A 22321-nucleotide genomic window follows, 5' to 3' on the forward strand; every position below is an offset into this window, starting at 1 on the left:
TGATGAAACGCTACGAACAGCTGTTTTCTGCCCTAGAGGAGAAGAAGGAGGGGGCGTTCATCCCCTTCGTCATGCTCGGCGACCCGAATGTGGAGACCTCCGAGAAGATCGTGGAGGCCCTCATCGAGGCCGGCGCCGACGGTCTTGAGCTCGGCGTTCCCTTCTCCGATCCGATCGCCGATGGCCCCACCATTCAGGCCGCCCACGTGCGCGCCCTTGATGCGAAGGTCTCGGTCGCCGACGCTTTCGGCATCATCCGTCGCCTCCGCGGCCGCCACCCCGACCTCCCCATCGGGCTCCTCATTTACTCGAATGTTGCGGTGGTTCATGGTTTGGATCGCTTCTATCAGGAGGTCCAGCAATCCGGTGCTGACTCTGTTTTGCTTCCCGACGTTCCGGTGCGGGAGTCTACTCCCTTCACCAGCGCCGCTAAGGAAGCGGGAGTGGACCCCATCTATATCGCCCCGCCCCACGCTTCCGAGGACACGCTCGAGGGTGTTGCTCACAGTTCTGAGGGCTACATCTACGCGATCTCCCGTGATGGCGTAACCGGCACGGAGCGCGCCTCTGAGACGACCGGCCTCCACGATGTGGTAAGCAATCTGCAGCGGTTCGGTGGGGCACCAGTTGTCCTCGGCTTCGGCATCTCCACCCCGAAGCACGTCGCCGACGCGATCGCAGCCGGTGCCTCCGGTGCCATTTCGGGCTCGGCGGTCACGAAGATTATCGAGCGCCATGTCGAAGGGTCCCACCCCGAGCCGCGCACCGTCTCCGATGAGGACGGGATGCTCCGCGAGCTGAGGGAGTTCGTGGGGGAGATGAAGGCTGCTACGAAGAAGGCGTAACTGACCCCAATGCATTCGTCACAGTGACGTAATTAATCTATACCCACACCCCGGGCCAAAACCTCCTCAAAAAGGTCGAATCGGCCCGGGGCCTCTGTATCTCACAACCACCGAGCGCCACCGCGAGCCACCGACAGCCACCGCGCACCCCCTGACGCAGGACCGCTCCATGCCGGAGCGGCCCCACCCCACCGAGCGCCTCCGTGCAACACACAATTACACCCACATCGACCATGCCGATGCTCCGAGAAATGTACCGCACACCCTTTCTATTCGCTATTAGCTCATTTGTTCGATTCGCAATACCGCAGCTTAGCACCCAACCGCCTATACTGAACCCATGACTGAAAAAGTTTCCACGCCGTGCACCCGCCGCATGTTCCTCCTCGGCACCGCCACAACCTTCGCCGGTGCCCTCCTTGCCGCCTGCGGGTCCAAATCCGCCAATGTCAGTGTCGACGATGTTCCGGTGGGTTCCGCCGTGATCGTTGACGGCTTTATCATCGCCCAACCGCAGAAGGGCCAGTACGTCGCCTACTCAGCGGTGTGCCCCCATCAGCACAACATGATTAGCAAGGTGGAGGGCGACCGGGTGAAGTGCACGAAGCACGGGTCGGAGTTTTCCATCGTGGACGGTTCCGTGCTGAACAGCCCGGCACGCGACCCGTTGACGCCGGCGCAGGTCGCCCAGGAGGGGGATTCCCTCACGGCGACCCCGTAAGCTTTAGGGCATGTTGAAGCGCCTAAACATAGATATTCTGATTGTCCTCATCATCGTCGCGGTGGTGCTCGCGATTTTCTTCCCGGCCCGCGGCCAGGTGGCCGATGCCTTCAGGTTGGCGTCCTCCCTGGCCATCGCATTGTTGTTCTATTTGTATGGCGCTCGCTTGTCCACCTCCGAGGCGCTTGCTGGCCTCAAGCATTGGCGGCTACACCTGCTCATTTTGGCGTTTACGTTTGTGGTGTTTCCGCTCATCGGCGTGGCGCTGCGGCCGTTGACGTTGTTCATTCCGCACGGCATTTACATGGGCATCCTGTACCTGACCTTGGTGCCGTCGACGGTGCAGTCCTCGGTCGCCTTTACGTCCGTGGCCAGGGGGAATGTGGCCGGTGCGATCGTCTCTGCGTCGGCTTCGAACCTCGTGGGCGTCTTTGCCACACCCCTTTTGGTCATGCTGTGCATGGGCCAGTCCGGCGAGTTCCACATCGACGCCTCGGTATTCACGGACATCGCGATCCAGCTCTTGTTGCCGTTTGTTCTTGGTCAAGCTACTCGACGCTGGGTTCACAGCTTTGCTGAAAAGGGTCCAACGAAAGTTGTGGATCGGGGTTCCATCGCCCTCGTGGTCTATGTCGCCTTCTCGGAGGGCATGGTGGAGGGGATCTGGTCCTCTGTTGCGGTCTCCCACGTTGTCTTCCTCGTTGTGTTGTCCATCATCCTCGTGGCGTTCATGCTGTGGCTGACGCGCTTTGTTGCATTGAAGTTGGGCTTCAGTGAGGAGGACACGATCGCCATTGAGTTCTGTGGAACGAAGAAGTCGCTTGCGACGGGCCTCCCGATGGCCGCGGTGATCTTCGCGGGGCAGCCAACGGCGCTCCTCATTTTGCCGTTGATGATTTTCCACCAGGTTCAGCTCATGATGTGTTCGTGGTTGGCATCCAGGTACGCTAGGAACCGTGCTTAAGCATTACATCAAGATTGAGTTGAAGGATAAGGACGTCATTGCCCCGGTGAGTATCGCTGAGCTGGAGGAGACGGCCGATGCGAAAAGTTGTCGGGTCCTCCGCCTAATTGAGAAGATGGGGGATACCTACCCGGGTTTCATCGATCACGGCGTTGCCCACGGTAATCCCGCGATGCCCCTTGATACGGTGCCGCATCCGGATACGTACGACGATTTCCCTGATGTGGAGGCGACGCGACTTACGCCGGAGGAGTTCGCCGCCGAGTGGGAGAGGGCAAAAGAGGCCTAAAACACGAGATTGACAAGCAGCATGTAGAGGAGCGTTCCGCCGAGGATGGATAGCCCGGCGGAGCGTTTCCACCAGTGCACGCCGACGGTGAAGGCGAGCGCGATGGAGGCTGCGAGCAGCCCGCCGGGGGCGCGGCGCTGTCCAAGGTACGTGTACACCACGAGCATGAGCATGACGCCGAGTGGCATCGTCGATCCGAGGTAGTCGATGAGGGTGGAGTTGCGTAGTTTTTTGGTGGCGACAAAGGGGATCCACCGCAAGAAGACGGTGATGAGGCCGATGGGGATGAGGACGGCCCAGACGTCTGTGGAGGTGACACAGTTAGGAAGCATCGCTCAACCTCCAGCGCCCGATGAGGATGAGGAAGTACGCGGTGAGGGCGGGCACGAGAAGGTTGCCGGGGAAGAAGGCGTAGCTTACGAGTGCGCACGTGATCGCGAGGACGACGAGGAACGTGAGCGTGAGGATTCGTAGGATTCGAAGGCGAGGACGACGAAGAGGGCGACGAGCGCGAATTCCATGCCCTTCAACCCGTCGGGAAGCGCTTGGCCGAGCAGTGCCCCGCAGATGCCGGGGATGCCCCAGAACGCCTGACACCAGGCGGTAATCGCGACGATGGCGGGCCCGGAGGTAATGCGCATTGCTGAGACGACGGCGTAAACCTCGTCGGTGAGTGCATAGGTGACGTAGGCGCGCCCCAGGAAGGAGCGTACGTTATGCCGGGGGAACGTGATGCCATAGAAGATGTGACGGAAGTTGACCATGCCACCGGTGATGGTGGCGGCGAGTGGCCCCATTCCGCTGGTGATCATGGTGATGGCGAGGTATTCGACGCTTCCTGCGTAGATGACGAAGGAGAAGATGGGCGCCCACCACCAGGCAAATCCGGATTGGACGATGAGGACGCCGAAGGCGAGTCCGAGAGGGATGAGTCCGAGTCCGACGGGCCACATGAGTTTGAACCCGTGTAGCGCGGGTGACATGGTTAGTTCTCTCCGTATGGTGTGTGCGTCGACCAGAGTGGTGCGGTTCCGGGGAGGAGCCGCATGCATTCGCGCCAGATATCGGTGGTGCGTGGTGCGAAGATGAGGTCGGGGCGGGCATCGGTGAGGCGGAAGTGGCCTTCTTCGATGCCGGTGCGTAGTGTGTCGAGCGGCATAAGGGTGGTGCCGATAAAGAAGCGTGCTTGGCCGATGGTGTCGATGTAGTCGTCGGGGTCGGCCGTGAGCTGCAAGATTCCGACGCTGGGGCAGCGCTCTAAGGGGATACCAAACCCGCTACCGAACCCGTCATCAGAACCAGCAGACCCATCACCAATGCCGTCACCAATCCCGTCAGCAGTCCCGGAAGGCCCGCCAACACCAGCCCCCCCAAAAGCAGCCGCCGCAGCAATACCTATAACGGAATTTGCATTACTCAGGCCGCCTTGAAAGAAGGCGTGTGGCTTCCCCGCCAGCGGCACCCATTTGTCAATCATCCCTTTTAGCGGGATATCCGTCATCCGCCCGAGCACAATAGTATGCGCGTTGCCGTCTTCGGTAAGCAGGATAAGTTGGACGGATCGTTGCAAAAAGCCGTATGTGTTCCCGGGCGCGGCGATGATGAATCGCCCGGGCGCGATATCCATGGATGGCGTGGGATCCTCAAATGTGCCGTTTGTCATTGTTGTTCCTTCCACCATTTCTTAAGGGCAGCGACGGCTTCGTCGTGCGGCAGCGGCCCCCGGTCGAGGCGTAGTTCCTTCATGAACGTCCATGCCTTTCCTACGGCGGGTCCGGGCGTGATCCCGAGGATTTCCATGATTTCGTTGCCGTCGAGGTCGGGTCGCACGCGTGCGAGGTCTTCTTTTTCAGCCAGTTCCGCGATGCGTTGTTCGAGGTCGTCGTAGGCGCGTGAGATCCACCTGGCCTTTTTCTTGTTTCTGGTGGTGGTGTCGGCGCGGACGAGTTTGTGTAGCCGTGGCAGCAACGAACCGGCGTCGGTGACGTAGCGCCGGACGGCGGAGTCTGTCCATTCTCCTTCGGGGAATCCATAAAAGCGCATGTGTAGGTAGATGAGTTGCGAGATGTCTTTTATGTCCTGTTTGGAGTATTTGAGGGCGCGTAGTCGTTTGCGCGCCATCTTTGCACCTACAACGTCGTGTTGATGGAATGTGACCTGTCCGTTGTCCAGGACGCGTTTGGTTTGTGGTTTGCCAATGTCGTGGAGGAGGGCGGCCCACCGGAGCACGAGGTCCGGTCCGTCTTCTTCTTGTTCCATGGCTTGGCGCAGCACGGTGAGTGAGTGTTGGTAGACGTCTTTGTGCTGGTTGTGCTCGTCGCCGAGGGCTTTGAGTGCGGAGATTTCGGGGAAGATCCGGTCCATGATTCCGGTTTCCACGAGGAGGTCGATGCCGCGCCAGGGGGCGGCCCCGCAGATGAGTTTGTCCAGTTCAGCTTGGATGCGTTCGCGGGTGATGCGGTCGATTTCGGCGGCCATGGTGGTCATCGCGTCGACGACCCGTGTGGCCACGTCGAATTCCAGCTGGGCTGCAAATCGTGCTGCTCGCAGCATCCTAAGTGGGTCGTCGCCGAAGGAGATTTCGGGTGCGTCGGGCGTGTCGATGATCCTGTTTTGCAGCGCGGTGAGTCCGCCGAGCGGGTCGCAGAAGGTGTGATCGCCTGTGGGGGAGAGGGCGATGGCCATGGCGTTGATGGTGAAGTCGCGTCGCACGAGGTCGCCTTCGAGGGTGTCGCCGAATTTCACCACGGGGTTGCGTGAGTTGCCGTCGTAGGTGTCTGCTCTGAAGGTGGTGATTTCGACTTGTTGCCCGTCTTTAGCTGCGGAGATGGTGCCGTATTCGATTCCTGTGTCCCAGACGGCGTCGGCCCATTCCGAGAGGATGTCGTGGGTGATGTCGGGCAGGGCGGAGGTGGTGAAGTCGAGGTCGCCGGCGAGTCTGCCGAGGAGGCTGTCGCGGACGGATCCGCCGACGAGGTACAGCTCCTCGCCGTGGCGGTTGAATTCACCGGCGAGTGAGGTGAGGATTTCTTTGTACGGTTCCAGCTCAATCACTTCGCTAATGTTACCGGAGGTGGGTAACATCGGTTTCATGACCGAGAATGAGCCCCGTCGGCGGCGGCGTCGTCGTCGGCGTCCTCGCACGTCCCGGGCGACCCGCACGGCGCGTAATGCGAGGACTGCGAAGCGTACGCATAGTAGTAGGAAGCGTCGTCGTGGGCCGGTGTCGGTGGAGACGTCTGCTGGTGGGTTGGTGATTTCTGGTCTTCCGGAGGCCGTCGATGAACAAGGCAATGTTGATTTGAACGCTGTCTATGTTGCTTTGATTGGTCGTGTTGATCGTCGCGGTCGCCTCCTGTGGTCGATGCCCAAGGGCCACGTTGAGCCTGGTGAGGACCATCGTCACACGGCTGAGCGGGAGGTCTGGGAGGAAACGGGCATCGTCGGTGAGGTCTTTTCTGATCTCGGGACGATTGATTATTGGTTTATATCTGAGGGGCGTCGCGTCCACAAGACGGTCCATCATCATCTCCTGCGCTACGTCGATGGTGAGCTTAACGACGAAGACCCCGAGGTCACCGAGGTCGCCTGGGTCCCCGCCGCCCACCTCGTGGAGCGCCTCGCGTACTCCGACGAGCGCAAACTTGCACGCATCGCGCACGATACGTTGCCGGACCTCGCCCGCGCCGAGAAGCAGGCGGGGAGGGTCACGCCACGGTGAGACGCGCCCTCGCAACCGCCCTCTGCGCCGCACTTCTCTGCTTTCCAAGCTTGTCGACGCCCGCCCGCGCCGCTCTTCCCGCCCCCGTAGCGCCCTCCCGCGAGGTCGTCGCCGAGCAGTGGGTGAACCCGATGCTCCGCGTCGGCGACACCGGCGCCGTGAAGCTCACCCAGCTCACCACCACCGGCGGCACCGTCGTCGGCACGGTGGAAACCGCCACCGACGTTGAGCAGGTCCAGATCTTCACCGCCCCTCCTGTTGGCGATCTCCCCAGCGCCTTCAACCTCCTCGGCCTGAACCCGGAGGCCTACCCCCTCGCCGGCCCCATTTTCGCCCCTGGGGACTTCTCCTTTACCTACGATGAGCTCGGTCTCACCACCCCCGGCATCCACGCCGTCCTCGTCAGGGCAGGGGAGGAGACCACCCGCTTCCTCGTCTTCATCCCCTCCGATTCCACGGCTACCGCGCAAGCGGGAACCCTCATCTGGCCCCTCGCCGCCGATATCCCCCTCGTCCCCGGCGAGACGGGGACGGCACCGGAGCGCCCGGAACTCCTCCTAGCTAACGAGGGCTTCACCGCAGAAATCGAACCGGGCGGCCGCCTCGACCAGCTCGTGGACCTCTACCCGGGCGGCCACACGTGCCTCGCCATCGACCCGCAGCTCATCGATACCGTTTCCCGCATGGCGGGCGGCTACACCGTCACCGCCACCCGCGTCTCCTCCGTGGAGCCCACCGTCCGCCTACGCGAGCGCTGGACGGCGAAGAAGGAGGTCACCTCCACCCCAGGCCGCGGCGCGGAGGCCGCCCAGCGCTTCCTGGACAAGGTTGATGCCGTCTCCCACGGGGCGTGCGTCATCCCGCTGCCGTGGGCGGGTGCGGATCTGTCCGCAGCGTTGAAGGCGGGTGTCCTCCCCGAGGCGCTGGATTCCTCGGTGCTGGAGGAGGAGCTGAACACGCCGATTGCGAAGAATCTCATCATTCCGTCGTCGGGTTATGTCACCCCGGAGGTGGCGGCGGCGCTTCCTGCGGGCACGGGCGCGATCACGGGGGATGCGTTGTCGGCGCAGCTTGCTATCGTGGGTGAGCATCCGTTGACGGTGGGGTATTCGGATCCGTTGACGCGTTTCGATTACCGCCTGGATACCCCGGCCGCCCGGCGCGCCTCCGCCGTCGCGGCAGTACAATTCACGCGCGCCCAAGCGAGCGCCCAAGCCAACGCCCAAGCGCGCAACGCAACACCAGAGCAAGCAGCAGACCAAGCAGACCAAGCACACACCCCACCCATCATCCTCCCACCCCGCCTCTGGTCAGCCGAGGACGCGGCGGCGATCTCCCGGGCCGCAGGCCCGAGCGCCCAGCTCCATGTCGCGCCCTATACCCCCGGGCAGCCGCTTGTTGATCCGACGGCGCTCACCGACGTGGAGGTGACCAACGCGGCGCAGCAGCAGCGCTACGTGGGTGACCTCAATAACCTCATGGTGGAGGACCCGAATATCGCGTTGTCGCCGGAGGAGTTCACTGCGCCGGTGCGCACGTCGATTGCGGAGTCGCTGAGTTTGTATAAGCGGCGTGCATTGGACCTGTATGAGCGGACGACGGAGGAGACGCGCCGCAAGCTGGATAAGAACCGGGATTTGATCCAGGCGTTGCGGGCGTCGGTGCGCCTCATGCCGCCGGGGAACGTCTACACGCGGACGTCGAATAGCTCTCCTGTGGTGATTGTGGCGCAGAATGGTTTGCCGTTGCCTGTGGAGGCGACGATCCAGGCGGAGTCGTCGGAGGCGCGGGTGACACCGCCGGGGGCGTTGAAGATTCCGGCGCAGGGGTCGATTACGACTCAGGTGACGGCGGATGTGCCGCGGGCGCAGGAGACGGCATCGATGCGGTTGTGGCTGGCTAATGACACGGGCGCGCCGATTAGTGACCCGGTGAGTCTGACCGTTCAGACGAAGGGTTCGAACTGGTGGGCGTGGTTAATCGCCGGTCTCCTCGTGGTCTTCTTCGTGGTTCGTCTGGCGTTGCGGCGCAAACATTAGTAGGAGTTTTGCGCCTGGCCTTTTAGAATGGCTTACGTGTCTGATAATCAAGGAGCAAGAAGGCGTATCGTTGCGCCGACGCCACCCGCGCCGGTCCCGTCGCTCGGAGCACCAAGCGGCGACCCCAACGGTGCACCAATAAACGGTGCACCAATAAACGGTGCACCGCAAAACGGCGCCCCAAACGCGAAACAGGCAACCCCCGAAAGCACCAAAGACGCAGGCCAGCAGGCCTCCGACGCCGACGTCGTCCGCTCAACGGGCTCGATGGCGATCGCCACCCTCATCTCCCGCATGACGGGATTCCTCCGCAACCTGGCTATCACGGCCACTCTAGGCGCGGCCGTCGCCTCCACCTTCAACGCGGCGAACGTCCTGCCCAACCTGATCACCGAGATCGTCCTCGGTGCGGTGCTGACGGCTCTGGTCGTCCCGGTCCTCGTGCGCGCCCAAAAGGAGGACGCGGACGGCGGCGCGGAGTTCATCCGTCGCCTCGCCACCCTCACGTTCTCCCTGCTCGCGGTGGTTACCGTCCTCGCCACGCTCGGCTCCCCACTCCTGACCTTCCTGTTGCTTGGCGACGGCAAAGCCAACACCGCCCAAGCCACCTCCTTTGCGTATCTCCTCCTCCCGCAGATCTTCTTCTACGGCGTCTTCGCCCTCTTCATGGCGATCTGCAACACCCGCGGGGTGTTCAAGCCGGGCGCCTGGGCCCCGGTCCTCAATAACGTGGTGTGTCTTGCCACCTTCGCCCTGTATTGGCTGATCCCCGGCGATCTCGCCCCCGATGAGGTGGGTATTTTCAACCCCCGCATTGCGCTGCTGGGCCTCGGCACCACCCTCGGCGTCGTCGTCCAGACGCTCATCATGCTCCCGGCGCTGAAAAAGCTGAACATCAACCTCAAGCCGCTGTGGGGCCTGGATGCCCGCCTGAAGCAGTTCGGCGGCATGGCCATGGCGATCGTCGTCTACGTGGCGATTTCCCAGATCGGCTACTTCGTCACCATCAACATCGCCGCCGCCGCGGATGCCGCCGCTCCGAACATCTACATGCAGGCCTGGCTCCTCCTCCAGATGCCCTACGGCATCATCGGCGTCACGCTGCTCACCGCCATCATGCCGCGCCTGTCCCGCAACGCCGCCGAGGGCGACGATGAGGCGGTGGTCGCGGACCTTACCCTCGCCACCCGCCTGACTTTTATGGCGCTCATCCCCGTCGTTATCTTCATGACGTTCTTTGGCCCCTACATGGGCCGTGGCCTCTTCGGGTACCTGAACATGGACACGGAGTCGGCGAACCTCATCGGCATCACGCTGGCCGCCAGTGCCTTCACCCTCCTTCCGTACGCCGCGGTCCTGCTTCACCTGCGCGTCTTCTACGCCCGCGAGGAGGCCTGGACGCCGACGTACATCATCGCCGGCATCACGATCACCAAAATCGCCCTCTCCATGCTCGCCCCGGTGGTCGCAAGCTCCACCCGCAACGTCGTTGTCCTCCTCGGTGCCGCCAACGGTTTCGGTTTCCTCGCCGGCGCGATCATCGGCACGGTGTTGCTGCGCCGCAAGCTCGGTCACCTGGGCAACAAGGCGATCCTCAAGGCCAGCGCGTCCGCGCTCGGCGCGTCGCTCGTCGGCATCGCCGTCGCTTTCGGCATCGATTACCTCCTCCTGGAGCGCGTCCCTGTGGATGGCTCCCTCTGGTTCCTCATCCGCACGGGCATCTCCGGCATCATCTTCCTGGCCGTCACCGGTGTCATCATGTACAAGGCGGATCCGAGCTTCATCCAGCGCCTCACGCGCCGCGGTTCGGATACGGACATCGTCGATACGATGGGTGCGCTCCCGCCGATGAGCGCTGGTGAGGTGCGTCGCCCGCGCCTCGTCCCGGGCGCCCCGATCCTCTCCGGTCGCTTCCGTCTGCTGCGCTCCTACGGCGGCTGGCCGGGTGCCTCCCTCTGGATGGCCCTGGACACGGAAAACGATGCGCCTGTGTCCCTCACCTTCACGGATCGGCCGACGTCCGCGCCGGGCAAGGTCGTCGGTTACCGTTACGGTTCCCTTATCATCAACAATTGGGTAAAGGGAAAGTCCCTGGATGAGGCCCACCTCGACGCGGAGCAGGCGGCACGGGCCGCCGCCGAGGTCGCCTCCCTCGAGGGGGTTCATTCCACGGATCAGCTGCGCATCGCTACGGATGGTTCGGTGCACAACGCGTTCCCCATCGCGGGGCTCACCTCGAATTCCCGCGCCCTCGTCGCCTCCGCTCTCGATCGTTTGCTTGCCGACGCCCCCATCCCACCGTGGCTCTCCACCCTCCGTCAGGAGCTTGCCGACGCCTCCGGCCGCCCCGTCGAGGACATCGCCCGCGACCTCACCGAAGGTTCGGAGACCTTTGCTGTCACCAACGAGTTCGTCCCCGCACCCCCGGAGCACGTCGGCTTCGGCGCCCGCGATTTCTCCGCGATGGGCAAGGTCATCGTCGTCGCCGCCATCATCGGCATCCTCGTCCTCATCGCCTCCCTGACGATGTTCCTCGTCAGCGTCATGACCTAAAACGCGCGCGCTCCTTTTCCCCGCGCGCGTTCCTTTTCCACGCGTGCGCGAGGTACGAGCGCACGAGGTACGAGCGCGCGCCAAACGCGTGTGTCGCGCCTGGCCTGGCACCAGCGGGCATCCTGGGCCACACTGGGTGGTGAAACCATTTCACCAACTACATACGGGGGAAAATCCAATGGGGGATTTCGATCTGATCACGCTGTATCTTGCTGGGGATTCGCGGGCTTTTTCTAGCCTCGCCCAGCGCTATATGCCTTATATTCTGCGCATCGCCCGCCGCCATGCGCACAACGATTACGATGCCTGGGACATCACGCAGGAGGCGCTGCTCAAGGCCAGCCAGCGCCTCCACAGGTTCCGGCGGGAGTGTTCCTTTTCCACCTGGCTGTATCGCCTCGTCGCCAACGCCAGCTACGATTTCTACCGCCCGCTCGTCGCCCGGGAGCTCCCGCTCATTGACGCAGACGCCGGCTACGAGCGGTGCCTGTCCTACCGTCACGTGGAGGCGTACGAGCCGCTCCTGTGGATCGGGGAGGCGCTCAACAAGCTGCCGGAGGATCAGCGGGAGGCCATCTTCATCACCGATATCCTCGGCTTCCCTGTCGACGAAGCCGCCGACCGCCTGGGCTGCGCGCCGGGCACCATCAAATCGCGTCGCGGCCGCGCCCGTGTGGAACTTCGCAAAATCCTCGGCCTCCAGACGGACGCGTCAGCGGCCGCGCAAGCGGTGGCATAAAGACACCCGTTAGACTGTTGGAGGTTACAAATAACCCGTAACAACGAAACCCGTAAAACCCGAAAAAGGAGTGCACGTACCGTGGCCGCTGATAACTTTGCTCTAAACATCCCGGGTATGTCCGGCGTGAACCTCGTCTCCGCCGGCGAATCCCAGGAGGAGACGGTCCACGAGGATGTCCACGATGTAATCATCATCGGCTCGGGCCCCGCCGGCTACACGGCGGCCGTCTACACCGCCCGCGCGGAGCTGAAACCCCTCGTCTTCGAGGGCATCGAGGCCGGTGGCCTGCTGGCCACCACCACGGAGGTGGAGAACTTCCCCGGCTTCCCGGAGGGTGTCGATGGCCCGGAGCTCATGGAGCAGATGCGTGACCAGGCGGAGCGCTTCGGCGCGGATCTCCGCATGGAGTACGTGGATAAGGTCGATCTCACCTCCAGCCCCAAGAAGGTCTACGTCGGCAGCGATGTCTACCAGGCCAAGACGATCATCCTCGCCACGGGTGCCGCCCCGCGTTACCTCGGCATCGAGGGGGAGGAGCGCCTCAAGGGCCACGGTGTCTCGGCGTGTGCCACCTGCGATGGTTTCTTCTTCAAGGATAAAAAGATCGCGGTCGTCGGCGGCGGCGATTCGGCGATGGAGGAGGCGACGTTCCTCGCCCGCTTCGGCTCCGAGGTGACGATCATCCACCGCCGCGATGAGTTCCGCGCCTCGGCGATCATGTTGGAGCGCGCCACGTCCAATGAGAAGATCCGTTTCATCACCAATGCCCAGGTCACCGAGGTCATCGGCGAGGACAAGGTGGAGGCCCTCAGGCTCACCGTCGCAGGGGAGGAGCAGACCATCCCCATGGACGCGATGTTCCTCGCCATCGGCCACCAGCCCAATTCGGGTTTCCTAAATGGCCAGGTAGACACGGATCCGAAGGGTTATGTCACGGTCCAGGAGCCCTCCACCCAGACCTCCGTCGAGGGTGTCTTCGCCGCCGGTGACCTCGTGGATTCCCATTACCAGCAGGCGATCACGGCGGCGGGTTCCGGCTGCCGCGCCGCCCTCGACGCTGAGCACTACCTACAGGCTCTCCAGTAGGCTTGGGCTCATGATTGAACTTACGGAAGCTACTTTCGATGAGGTCACCCTGACCTCCGACGTCCCGGTGCTTGTTGATTTCTGGGCCAGCTGGTGTGGCCCCTGCAAGAAGCTCACGCCGATCCTCGAGGACATCGCCGAGGAGGTCGGTGACAACGCAATCGTCGCCTCCGTCAACGTCGATGAGGAGCGCGGTCTTGCCGCCCAGCACCAGATCATGGCCGTCCCCACGGTGATGATCTTCGCGGGCGGCAAGAAGGTGGAGGAGTTTTCTGGTGTGCGTCCGGCGCAGCAGATTCTCGCCTTGCTGGAAAGCTACTAAGATAGGAGGGTGACTTTGTTAGAGAAGGGACGTGGTGGTGCTTAAAAAGCTTTCCGTCGGTGATCGTAGTCCGCGGGTGGCTGAGGTTCGTGCTACTCTCGCGCGCCTGGGGCGTAACGACGCCTTTTCGGCACCGTTGGCTGACGACTTCCGGGTGGAGGAGACGCTTTTCGACGAAGAGCTCTCCGAGCTCCTCTGTGCTTTCCAGCAGTCTCGCGGCATCTTAGCCACGGGCATGATCGATGAGCCCACCCTCCGCGCCCTCCGCGAGGCCTCCTACACGCTTGGCACCCGCGTGCTGAACTTCATCCCCGGCAAGCAAATGGTCGGCGACGATGTCGTCCAGCTGCAAACCCAACTCCAGGAGCTCGGCTTTTACACGGACAAGGTTGATGGCCATTACGACGATGTCACCTACGAGGCCGTGAAGACCTACCAGCTCAATTCGGGCCTGACCGAGGACGGCATCTGCGGCCCGGAAACCGTCCGCGCTTTAAGCCTCCTTGGCCACCACATCACCGGCGGTAACCCCCTGGCCATCCGCGAGCGCGAGCTCGTCCGCAACGCGGGCCCGCTCCTGTCCGGCAAGCGCGTCGTCATCGATCCGGGTCTCGGCGGCGAGAATAAGGGCCTGTCCACGGAGGGCAAGTTCGGTCTCATTACGGAGGAGGAGATCCTCTGGGATCTCGCCACCCGCATCGAGGGCCGGATGATCTCCGCCGGCATGGAAACCATCCTCTCCCGCCCGCGTGTCGACGACCCCTCGGAGACCAACCGTGCCGACGTCGCCAACGCCTTCAACGCCGACGTCACGATCAGCCTCCGCCTCGACCGCTACCACAATGCCAAGGCTCACGGCTGCGCCACTTTCTACTTCGGCTCCACCCACGGCGCCAGCTCGATGACGGGGGAGATGCTCTCCGGCTACATCCAGCGCGAGATCGTCGCCCGCACCGGCCTTGGCGATTGCCGCAACCACGCCCGCACCTGGGAACTCCTCCGCCTCACCAAGATGCCCACAGTCCAGGTCATGGCGGGCTACGTCACCAACCCCACGGACATGCAGATCCTCACGGATCCCGTCCAGCGCAACAAGATTGCCGAGGCCGTCGTCGTCGCCGTCAAGCGCCTCTACCTCCTCGATAATGACGACCAACCCACCGGCACCTTCACCTTCTCCAAGCTCCTGGAGCAGGAGGGCATCTGCTAGCTAGAGAGCGCCGCCACCACAAACGCGAGCCCGCCTAACACCACCACGCCATACCGGCGTGGGTGTTTGAGGATCTCCTTTTCCGTCTTCAGCTTCCGCAGCGGCCACCGCGCTTCCAGCAGCACAAACAGCCCCGCCGCCAGGGCACACACCGGGATGATGCTGGCCAGCACCCGCCCCGGTGCGGCGCTCACCACGGCAACAAGCCCGCACATGACGGTGAAATAGCAGGCCAGCGCCACCCAGTACTGCCCGTAGAAGTACCCTTGTCGCCCGAGCATCCGCACCGCGTCGTGGGTGGCGGGATCGCGGGAGAGCATCGTCGTCAGCACGGAGGCGGACAGTGGCAAGCACAGTCCCAGGGGCAGCGAGATGCTGTCCGGTGGCGCGAGGTGGATGAAGATCGCGGCGAAGAGGACAATCCCCACCCCGTTTACCCACACCCGCTGGTCAGCGATACCGGCCACAACAAAGTAGTTCCCGTATTGCGCGGTCGCCCACGGCGCGCGTCGTCCCAGCCGGGGTGGGGTAGTGGCGAGCCACGCGCCCACCGCCACCCCGCCGGCGAGCACCACGAGGAGCGGTACGAGCGGCAGCACGTTCGCCACACCGGCGATCACCGCCAGCACCGCAAACTGCGCCACCCACACGTGTTTCTGCGGGTGGAGCACCACCGCCCAGCAGGCGGCATACGTAAATACGGAGAAGATGACGGCGCCGTAGGTGTCCTGCCCCGCGTAGTGGTGCAGCACCACCTGTGGGATCCCGAATTCCACGAGGAACAGCACGGTCGCCACCAGCAGCGTGCAGCGCGCCAGCGCCCGGTCCGTGACGGGCCACACGCGGATCTGGTTGAGCCGCCCGTCCCGCGCCCACATGGCGGCGTTGGAGAAGGCCGTCAGCCCGGTGAGCAGCGCGGTGACTGTGAGCACCCCGGCTGCCCCGGCACCCTTCCCCAGGAGCCTTCCCAGCGGCACGGCGGCCATGCACAGCAGCAGCGTCAGCGCGATGAGCCTCCTGCTCATAAATTCCCCGGCAAGCGCCCGGCAGGCCGTTGCGTATTGCTTCATCGCAGCAGGTCCCCGAGTTCCTGGCGGGTGCCTGGCACCTCGTGGGGGCCCGTCACCTCACCGTCTGTCACAATGTAGAGGCAGTTGGCCAGTTCCTGCAGTGATTCGAACACGTGCGAGCTCATGAGTACTGCGGTACCCCGCTCCCGGGCCGCCTTCACCTCCTCGTAGAGGTATTCAGTGGCGAAGAAGTCCAGCGCATCCACGGGCTCATCTAATATGAGGCAGGGGAGTTCGACGGCGAACGCGGCGATGAGCCGCGCCTTCTTCGCGTTCCCGGAGCTCAGCTCCCCGAGCGGTGTGTCCAGGAAGTCGCGGAACTCAAAGCCGTCGATAAGCGTGTCCAGCCGGGGGAGTGACCGCACCCCGTACGCCCCGGCGACAAACCTCATGTACCTGCTAAACGTCCACTGTGCGAAGCTTCTGTCCTCGGTGAACACGGTGATCCGGTGCTTTTTAAACCGAGTGATGGTTGTCGCCTCCCCGTCGAGGCTCATCTTTTCCACCTGCGCCACGGGCAGCAGCCCGCTCAGTCCCTTGATGAGCGTCGATTTTCCCGCCCCGTTGACCCCCAATAACCCGGCGACGGCCCCGTCTTCCAGGGTCAGTGCCGGCACGCGGACGATGGGGTCTGCGTCTGTGTCGTATCCGAAGGTTCCGTTGGTGATGGTCAGCATGACCTATATGTTAAATCGCCGCCACCATATCGGCGAGCGCAGCGATGGACAGCACCCGGTCCCGCGGCGGGAGTTCGAGCCGGTAGAGGTCGGCCTCGCTGCCGCGGCGCAGGAGGCTAAACCCGGAGGATTCCAAAAAGTCGCCGCTGAAGAACCCGGCCACGGCCTGCTCCTCGGTGGGTTCCTCGTGTGCCCCAAAGGCCTCCAGTGCGGGCGAGCCCCCGAGCGTCACCTCCATAATGACGGAGTCCATGAGCACGGGTTCAATCCCGATCCCGGTAAACCCGGGGTCCACAAATATGCTGGTGGCAAGCTGCGCGTCGCCGGATACGGGCCCGGCATCGAGTCGCACCGCCCCGGGCGCAAGACTCGGGTGGCAGTAGAAGATCGCCGCCGGCCCGAACGTAAATCCGCAGCTCTCGGCGGTTGCCACCCACGCTTCCTTCTCAAATTCCCGCTGCCCGGATGTCAGGTCGCTCACATCGGGCGCGAGTTCCCAGTAGGTGGACAGGCGCGCGTAGACGGGGAGGGTGTGAAAATTCTCCGGGTCGATGGGCGCCAGTCGCATGCCTTAGTGCCCTTCGAGCAGCCCGATGATGCGCTCGAAGTCCTCCTTGCCGGAGAATTCGACCACGATCTTGCCCTTCTTCTTGCCCACATTCACCGTCACGCGGGTATCCAGCCCGTCAGACAGCCGGTGCGCGGCCTGCTCCGCGTAGGCGGGCAGCGGCACGGCTTCGCGCTTCTTCCGCTTCGGCTCCTCGCCGCCGCTATTGAGCAGCGTCACAGCCTCCTCGGTGGCGCGCACGGACAGCCCCTCGGCCACCACGCGCGTCGCCAGCGCCTCGGCCTGCCCCTTGTCCTTCAGTCCCAGGATCGCCCGTGCATGCCCGGAACTTATTACTCTCGCCGCAACTTTCCGCTGCACGCCGACGGGCAGTTGCAGCAGCCGGATGGTGTTGGTAATCACGGGTCGAGACCGCCCGATTTTCTCCGCCAGCTCGGCCTGCGTGACGTCGAATTCTTCCAGCAGTTGTTGGTACGCGGCCGCCTCTTCCAGCGGGTTGAGCTCCACGCGGTGGATGTTCTCCAGCAGTGCGTCGCGCAGCATGGACGAGTCGTCGGTTTCCCGCACAATCGCTGGGATGGTCCCCAGCCCGGCCTTCCGCGTCGCCCTCCAGCGCCGCTCGCCCATAATGATTTCGTAATGCTTCGCGCCTTCCCTGGGCCGCACCACGATCGGTTGCAGCAATCCGAATTCCTTGATGGAATGCGCGAGCTCTGCGAGTGCGTCGGGATCAAAATCCTCGCGCGGCTGTTGCGCGTTCGGGACGATGTCGTCCACGTCAATCTCGCGGTAGCTCGCCCCCAGCTCTTCGGCTTGTCGACGCTCCTGTGCCGCCTTTGCTTTCGCCATCCCGTCGGCAAACCCCCGCGGCGGTGTCCCGCCGCCCAGCAAAATATCTGCTGCCGAGTCACCCAGGTGCGGCTTCTCCTGTTGCCGCTCGGGAATTAGCGCTGCGAGCCCGCGCCCAAGCCCACCCTTCTTGGCGTTCTTGCTATTGTTCTTCTTCTGCTCGGTCATGTGTTAGCCCTCGTATCCTTCCATAGGGCCGCGCAGCGCCAGCTCCGCCGCCGCATCCATGTAGGCGGCCGCCCCCGGCGAGCCGGGGTCGTATTCGAGGACGGTCTGTGCATACCCGGGCGCCTCGCTGACCTTCACGGACCGTGGAATGATGTGGCTGAGCACGAGGTCGCCGAAGTGCCCGCGCACTTCCTCTTCCACCTGTGCGGACAGTTTGGTGCGCCCATCGTACATGGTCAGGACGATGCCGGAGATGTGCAGCTTGTAGTTGAGGTTCTCCCCGATCATCGTGATGTTATTGAGCAGCTGTCCCACACCCTCCAACGCGTAGTATTCGCACTGGATGGGCAGCAAAACCTCGGTCGCTGCGGTCATCGCGTTAATCGTCAACAAACCTAGCGAGGGCGGGCAGTCAATAAAGATGTAGTCGAATCCCTCGATCTTCTTGATCGCGTCGGCGAGTCGGTATTCGCGTCGGACGATAGACACGAGCTCGATCTCGGCACCGGCGAGGTCCAAGGTGGCAGGGATGCAGAACAGGTTCGACGTAAACGCCGCCGGGTACGTCGCCTCCGCAGGTTCGCAGTTGCCAATCAGCATCTCATAGCTAGACAGGGTCCCCGAGTAGTGTTCCACCCCGAGCGCCGTCGACGCATTCCCCTGCGGGTCCAGGTCGATGACGAGGACTTTCAGCCCGGCAAGCGCCAACCCCGCCGCCAGGTTAACAGTGGTCGTGGTCTTTCCCACGCCACCTTTTTGGTTGGCGACGGCGATGATCCGGGTCTCCTCCGGGGCAGGCAGTTTATCCGTATTTGAACTGCGGATTTGTGCGGCCCTCCTCGCGGCGTCGGCAATCGGCGTATCGCCAAACACATTATCGTCCATAGCCCTTTATGCTACCCGGACTAGTCTGACAATGATGGTCGGGTGGCTGAGCCCCTCGTTTTCCAAGGTAACAATCTCCGGTTTCCCGGCACCCTTGATCTTCCCGGAGTCCCGTTCAATCTCCTCGGCTGCGCTATCACCCTTCATGGCGAGCACCTCCCCGCCATCCTTCCTCACCAAAGGCAGCGACCACTTGGCGAGCTTCCACAGCGGCGCCACCGCCCGCGACGTCGCATAATCCATCTTGCCCACGGGCTTATCCTCGGCCCTCCCGCGCGCCACATGCACGTTCTCCAGCCCGAGCTTCTCCGCCACCTCCCGCAGGAAGACGCTCCGCTTCAGCAGCGGCTCCAGAAGCGTCACCTGCAGATCCGGCCTGGCAATTGCCAACGGCACTCCGGGCAGCCCCGCCCCGGATCCCACATCCACCACGGTTTTCCCCTCCGCATAGAGGGACTCCGTGAGGGCGCACGGCAGGATGTGCCGATCCCACAGCCGATCCTTCTCCCGCGGCCCCATGAATCCGCGCGTCAGCCCGTCGGTGGCGAGCAGGTCATAGTAGGCCCGCGCGAGGTCGGCACGGGCGCCAAACAGGTCGTCGATTAGCTTCTCAGTGGTCTCCATAGCGACACAAAGTCTACTACAGCGCACCCCACCAACCCCCTGGGCAAAACTTGCCCGGATCTTGCTGCACCAGATGCGTGCGAAAACCCCCTGCAGTCACACCTTTTACCCGGCTGCCCCACCCCAGGTACCCTAACTGCGTAATTACCCAGTATTTCACCCCAACTATCGAGTTAGCGATCCCAGCAACCCGGCTGATCCACCCCAGACACCCTAACCCCGTAATTACCCCGTATTTCACCGTAACTATCGAGTTAGCGTTCCCAGCAACCCGGCCGATCCACCCCAGACACCCTAACCCCGTAATTACCCCGTATTTCACCGTAACTATCGAGTTAGCGATCCCAGCAACCCGGCCGATCCACCCCAGACACCCTAACCCCGTAATTACCCCGTATTTCACCGTAACTATCGAGTTAACGTTCCCAGCAACCCGGCCGATCCACCCCAGGTACCCTAACCCCGTAATTAGTCCATTTTTCACCGCAACTATCGAGTTAACGTTCCCCACCAACACACATGCCCCACCCCAGACACCCTAACCCCACAATCACCCCGTATTTCACCGCAACTATCGAGTTAACGTTCCCCACCAACACACATGCCCCACCCCAGACACCCTAACCCCACAATCACCCCGTATTTCACCGCAACTATCGAGTTAGCGATCCCCAGCAGCAGGAAGGAAAAGCACCCACCAACCAAGCCCACCAACCAAAACACAAACAAAAAACCGGCCCCCACGCGGGGACCGGCAAAAAACGTAGTTAGTTATTCTTGCGCTTTTTCTTCTTCTTGGGGTTGTTCGGCTTGGCGCCCACCTTCGGCGCAGTTGCCTGGGCCTTGGCCTGGCGCTCCTGCTCCTCAGCTTCCTCCTCGGCGTCCATCTTGGAAAAGACGTAGCGCTGCTGGCAGAACGTCCAGATGTTGTTGCCTGCCATGTAGCACAACAGGCCGATGTGCCAGACGAAGCCGGTGAACAGGATGGTCAGCGGCATGAAGTAGAGCATCATGTTGTTCATCATGTTCATGGACATCTGTGCCTGGTCGTTCTCAGGGGCCTTCTGCTTCCCGGAGGCCAGGCGCTGCTTCTGCCGCTTGACGGAGAAGCGGCCGTTGAGGTGGGTGGCCACGGCGATGAGCAGAATGAACGGGGCCGCCACCATGATGACGTTGGTGCGGGTGAAGTCGCCTTCGCCGAAGGCATGGTACATGTCCTCCGGCATGGAGATGTAGGCGGACAGCGGCACGCCGAATAGGCGGGCTTCGAGGAAGGAGCGGACGTCCTCCACGCCGAAGATGTAGTTCGGGGTGTTGTAGTTTTCCTCGATGGACAGGCCGAGCTGGCCGCGTCCGGTGCCGGTGCGGTTGAAGGAGCGCAGCACGTGGAAGAGGCCGATGAACACGGGCATCTGCACGAGCATCGGCAGGCAGCCCTTCACCGGGGAGGCGCCTACTTCCTTTTGTACGCGGCGGGTTTCCTCCATCATCTTTTCAGGATTGTTTTTGTATTTTTCCTGAATGGCCTGCATCTTCGGTTGCAGAATCTGCATTTTCCGCATGGACCGCATGGAGTTCATGGTGGGTTTGAGCAGGAGCGCACGAACGGTGAACGTGAGCATGACGATGGACAGCGCCCAGGTCACGCCCCAGTCCGGGTTCATGATGAGCCCAAAGGCTTTGTGCCAAAACCACAGTACGGCGGAAATTGGCCAGTAAATAAAGTTAAGCACTATCTATTCCTTGGGGGTTTTAGGTAGTTTTTTATACGGGATCGTAGCCGCCCGGGTGCCAGGGGCCACACTTGGCAATGCGCACCAGCGCCATGATGATGCCCACTACGGTACCCTTTTTCCGGATGGCATCGAGCGCGTATTGGCTGCATACGGGGTCGAATCGGCAGGTGGAGTATGGTTTCAGCGCGGATATGTGCGCCTGGTAGAAGAGGATCGCACGTTCCGCCACGCCGGGTTTAGAGTTTCCCATGCGCTTTCCTCAGTGCTGCGGAAAAGTGGTGGCTGAGTTCCTCCGCTGTTGCCTCGTCGATCCCGGGCAGTGCGCGCAGCACGTAGTCGCATTGTGGCCTGGCTGTCTCCCGCGCGATGGCGTCCATGGCGAGATGACGAAGCCGCCGGGAGGTGTGGTGGCGTACCACAGCATTCCCGACGGCTTTCGACACAACCAGGCCAAATCGCGGCCCTCCCTGGCGTTCGACGTCCGTTGAGCAGTCGACGGCATGGACGACGAGGACACGTGTCCCCGCGCGCACCCCGTTCTTCACCGCTCGCCGGAAGTCGCTGCTCCGGGTGAGCTTATGAGGCCGAGGTAACACTTAAGCACTCAGACGTGCACGGCCCTTTTTCCGGCGTGCGGACACGATTGCGCGGCCAGCGCGGGTACGCATACGGGTACGGAAGCCATGAACACGGGCACGACGACGGTTGTTCGGCTGGAACGTCCGCTTTCCTTTTGCCACTGTGAACACTCCTTTACAAGATCTTTGAAACGTTTACATGTGCGTGTTTCTGCGGTTGGGAATAGGTCACCGAGAATCCACGACCATACGCTGCACGTTTGGGACGGCGCGTATGACAGACCGTTACAGCCTACGCTAATGCCGCCCAAACACCAAATTACAAATGTCCACGGTAACGGGCGAAAAAAGTTTACCCCCTAATTACAAAAGGGTAATTACATCGCTGTACGTTCTAAAGCCCGCCAATCAGCGCAGGGTGTCGAACTGCGCCCAGCCCCGCGCGCCCGCCAGCACCGGCGCCCCCCAGGAAAGCCGGGGGGTTCAGCGCTCCTTGATCCTTTTAGACATAACCCCCCACCTGCATGTAAATCTAGATGTACACACTTTTTCACAACCCTGTGAAAGTCCTCCCTGTGGATAACTTTCAACCCGTGCTTGAGGCCCGCCCGTAAAGGCGCAGCTAGAAGGGGTTTGAGGGGTGAGGAAAAGTTATCCACAGCCCTGTTGATAGA

At 62.5% G+C, this 22321-nt stretch carries 23 protein-coding genes and 2 pseudogenes; 11 read left to right on the forward strand and 14 right to left on the reverse strand.

Annotation, left to right across the window (positions count from 1 at the left end; translation table 11 throughout):
- Window positions 1–2 precede the first annotated feature (2 nt).
- From trpA to CGLUCO_RS12910, 4 genes are all read left to right on the forward strand, one after another.
- On the forward strand, window positions 3–845 hold the full coding sequence (trpA, locus tag CGLUCO_RS12895; RefSeq protein WP_084037291.1) for a tryptophan synthase subunit alpha: 843 nt from the start codon (window positions 3–5) through the stop codon (window positions 843–845).
- A 340-nt stretch (window positions 846–1185) separates the two neighbouring features.
- Window positions 1186–1566 (forward strand): Rieske (2Fe-2S) protein, encoded by a 381-nt coding sequence (locus CGLUCO_RS12900; RefSeq protein ID WP_084037289.1) that lies wholly within the window; start codon window positions 1186–1188, stop codon window positions 1564–1566.
- 10 nt (window positions 1567–1576) lie between these two features.
- Window positions 1577–2530, forward strand: a complete 954-nt coding sequence (locus CGLUCO_RS12905; RefSeq protein WP_084037287.1) for a bile acid:sodium symporter family protein — start codon at window positions 1577–1579, stop codon at window positions 2528–2530.
- Window positions 2523–2819, forward strand: coding sequence for a hypothetical protein (locus CGLUCO_RS12910; RefSeq protein ID WP_084037285.1), 297 nt, complete (start codon window positions 2523–2525; stop codon window positions 2817–2819). Before CGLUCO_RS12905 ends, CGLUCO_RS12910 begins: the two co-directional genes overlap by 8 nt.
- On the opposite strand, the gene CGLUCO_RS12915 is transcribed toward CGLUCO_RS12910, so the two are convergent.
- The 4 genes and pseudogenes from CGLUCO_RS12915 to CGLUCO_RS12930 all read right to left on the reverse strand — a co-directional run bounded on the left by CGLUCO_RS12915 (window position 2816) and on the right by CGLUCO_RS12930 (window position 5912).
- Window positions 2816–3151 (reverse strand): branched-chain amino acid transporter permease, encoded by a 336-nt coding sequence (locus tag CGLUCO_RS12915; RefSeq protein ID WP_005391607.1) that lies wholly within the window; start codon window positions 3149–3151, stop codon window positions 2816–2818. The genes CGLUCO_RS12910 and CGLUCO_RS12915 overlap by 4 nt on opposite strands.
- Window positions 3141–3802: pseudogene (locus tag CGLUCO_RS12920) on the reverse strand (AzlC family ABC transporter permease). The gene CGLUCO_RS12915 and the pseudogene CGLUCO_RS12920 overlap by 11 nt, the downstream one beginning before the upstream one ends.
- A gap of 2 nt (window positions 3803–3804) precedes the next feature.
- Entirely contained in the window at window positions 3805–4482 is a 678-nt protein-coding gene (locus CGLUCO_RS12925) for a YqgE/AlgH family protein (protein WP_070740925.1), read from the reverse strand.
- Complete coding sequence (locus CGLUCO_RS12930; RefSeq protein ID WP_084037283.1) at window positions 4479–5912, reverse strand: CCA tRNA nucleotidyltransferase; 1434 nt, start codon at window positions 5910–5912, stop codon at window positions 4479–4481. Before CGLUCO_RS12930 ends, CGLUCO_RS12925 begins: the two co-directional genes overlap by 4 nt.
- A gap of 130 nt (window positions 5913–6042) precedes the next feature.
- Between CGLUCO_RS12930 and CGLUCO_RS12935 the strand changes: the two are divergent.
- The 7 genes and pseudogenes from CGLUCO_RS12935 to CGLUCO_RS12965 all read left to right on the forward strand — a co-directional run.
- Window positions 6043–6540 (forward strand): annotated as a pseudogene (locus CGLUCO_RS12935) (NUDIX hydrolase); the annotation flags it as partial.
- A complete protein-coding gene (locus CGLUCO_RS12940; RefSeq protein WP_084037281.1) occupies window positions 6537–8579 on the forward strand; it encodes a hypothetical protein in 2043 nt (680 codons plus the stop codon). The pseudogene CGLUCO_RS12935 and the gene CGLUCO_RS12940, both read left to right, overlap by 4 nt.
- 27 nt (window positions 8580–8606) lie before the next feature.
- Window positions 8607–11132 (forward strand): murein biosynthesis integral membrane protein MurJ, encoded by a 2526-nt coding sequence (locus tag CGLUCO_RS12945; protein WP_084037279.1) that lies wholly within the window; start codon window positions 8607–8609, stop codon window positions 11130–11132.
- Window positions 11133–11310: 178 nt separating this feature from the next.
- Entirely contained in the window at window positions 11311–11871 is a 561-nt protein-coding gene (locus CGLUCO_RS12950; RefSeq protein WP_005391593.1) for an RNA polymerase sigma factor, read from the forward strand.
- Between the two features lie 117 nt (window positions 11872–11988).
- Window positions 11989–12960: a thioredoxin-disulfide reductase gene (trxB, locus tag CGLUCO_RS12955; protein WP_084037319.1), complete on the forward strand. Its 972-nt coding sequence runs from the start codon at window positions 11989–11991 to the stop codon at window positions 12958–12960.
- A gap of 10 nt (window positions 12961–12970) precedes the next feature.
- Window positions 12971–13282, forward strand: coding sequence for a thioredoxin (gene trxA / locus CGLUCO_RS12960; protein WP_005391590.1), 312 nt, complete (start codon window positions 12971–12973; stop codon window positions 13280–13282).
- A 37-nt stretch (window positions 13283–13319) separates the two neighbouring features.
- Window positions 13320–14492, forward strand: coding sequence for an N-acetylmuramoyl-L-alanine amidase (locus CGLUCO_RS12965; RefSeq protein ID WP_198481454.1), 1173 nt, complete (start codon window positions 13320–13322; stop codon window positions 14490–14492).
- Here the strand turns inward: CGLUCO_RS12965 and CGLUCO_RS12970 are convergent.
- The 10 genes from CGLUCO_RS12970 to rpmH all read right to left on the reverse strand — a co-directional run bounded on the left by CGLUCO_RS12970 (window position 14489) and on the right by rpmH (window position 21809).
- Window positions 14489–15562, reverse strand: coding sequence for a hypothetical protein (locus CGLUCO_RS12970; protein ID WP_084037275.1), 1074 nt, complete (start codon window positions 15560–15562; stop codon window positions 14489–14491). The two genes, CGLUCO_RS12965 and CGLUCO_RS12970, sit on opposite strands and share 4 nt — an antisense overlap.
- Window positions 15559–16239: an ATP-binding cassette domain-containing protein gene (locus CGLUCO_RS12975; RefSeq protein ID WP_084037273.1), complete on the reverse strand. Its 681-nt coding sequence runs from the start codon at window positions 16237–16239 to the stop codon at window positions 15559–15561. The genes CGLUCO_RS12970 and CGLUCO_RS12975 overlap by 4 nt, the downstream gene beginning before the upstream one ends.
- A gap of 10 nt (window positions 16240–16249) precedes the next feature.
- On the reverse strand, window positions 16250–16807 hold the full coding sequence (locus CGLUCO_RS12980) for a hypothetical protein (RefSeq protein WP_084037271.1): 558 nt from the start codon (window positions 16805–16807) through the stop codon (window positions 16250–16252).
- A 3-nt stretch (window positions 16808–16810) separates the two neighbouring features.
- Complete coding sequence (locus CGLUCO_RS12985; RefSeq protein WP_084037269.1) at window positions 16811–17824, reverse strand: ParB/RepB/Spo0J family partition protein; 1014 nt, start codon at window positions 17822–17824, stop codon at window positions 16811–16813.
- 3 nt (window positions 17825–17827) lie between these two features.
- Complete coding sequence (locus CGLUCO_RS12990) at window positions 17828–18709, reverse strand: ParA family protein (RefSeq protein WP_005391582.1); 882 nt, start codon at window positions 18707–18709, stop codon at window positions 17828–17830.
- Between the two features lie 6 nt (window positions 18710–18715).
- The gene (gene rsmG, locus CGLUCO_RS12995) at window positions 18716–19333 is read right to left on the reverse strand and encodes a 16S rRNA (guanine(527)-N(7))-methyltransferase RsmG (RefSeq protein ID WP_005391580.1); all 618 of its coding nucleotides are present in this window, start codon (window positions 19331–19333) and stop codon (window positions 18716–18718) included.
- Window positions 19334–20100: 767 nt separating this feature from the next.
- Window positions 20101–21066 carry a membrane protein insertase YidC gene (yidC, locus tag CGLUCO_RS13000; RefSeq protein ID WP_070740904.1) on the reverse strand — a complete coding sequence of 322 codons (966 nt, stop codon included), beginning with the start codon at window positions 21064–21066 and terminating at the stop codon, window positions 20101–20103.
- A 31-nt stretch (window positions 21067–21097) separates the two neighbouring features.
- Complete coding sequence (gene yidD / locus CGLUCO_RS13005; protein ID WP_005391575.1) at window positions 21098–21319, reverse strand: membrane protein insertion efficiency factor YidD; 222 nt, start codon at window positions 21317–21319, stop codon at window positions 21098–21100.
- A complete protein-coding gene (rnpA, locus tag CGLUCO_RS13010; RefSeq protein WP_034988574.1) occupies window positions 21306–21665 on the reverse strand; it encodes a ribonuclease P protein component in 360 nt (119 codons plus the stop codon). The genes yidD and rnpA overlap by 14 nt, the downstream gene beginning before the upstream one ends.
- Window positions 21666–21809 (reverse strand): 50S ribosomal protein L34, encoded by a 144-nt coding sequence (gene rpmH, locus CGLUCO_RS13015; protein ID WP_005391571.1) that lies wholly within the window; start codon window positions 21807–21809, stop codon window positions 21666–21668. It abuts the gene before it with no gap.
- Window positions 21810–22321: the final 512 nt, after the last annotated feature.

This window comes from Corynebacterium glucuronolyticum DSM 44120 (assembly GCF_030440595.1).
In the GTDB taxonomy this organism is placed as follows: Bacteria; Actinomycetota; Actinomycetes; order Mycobacteriales; family Mycobacteriaceae; genus Corynebacterium; species Corynebacterium glucuronolyticum.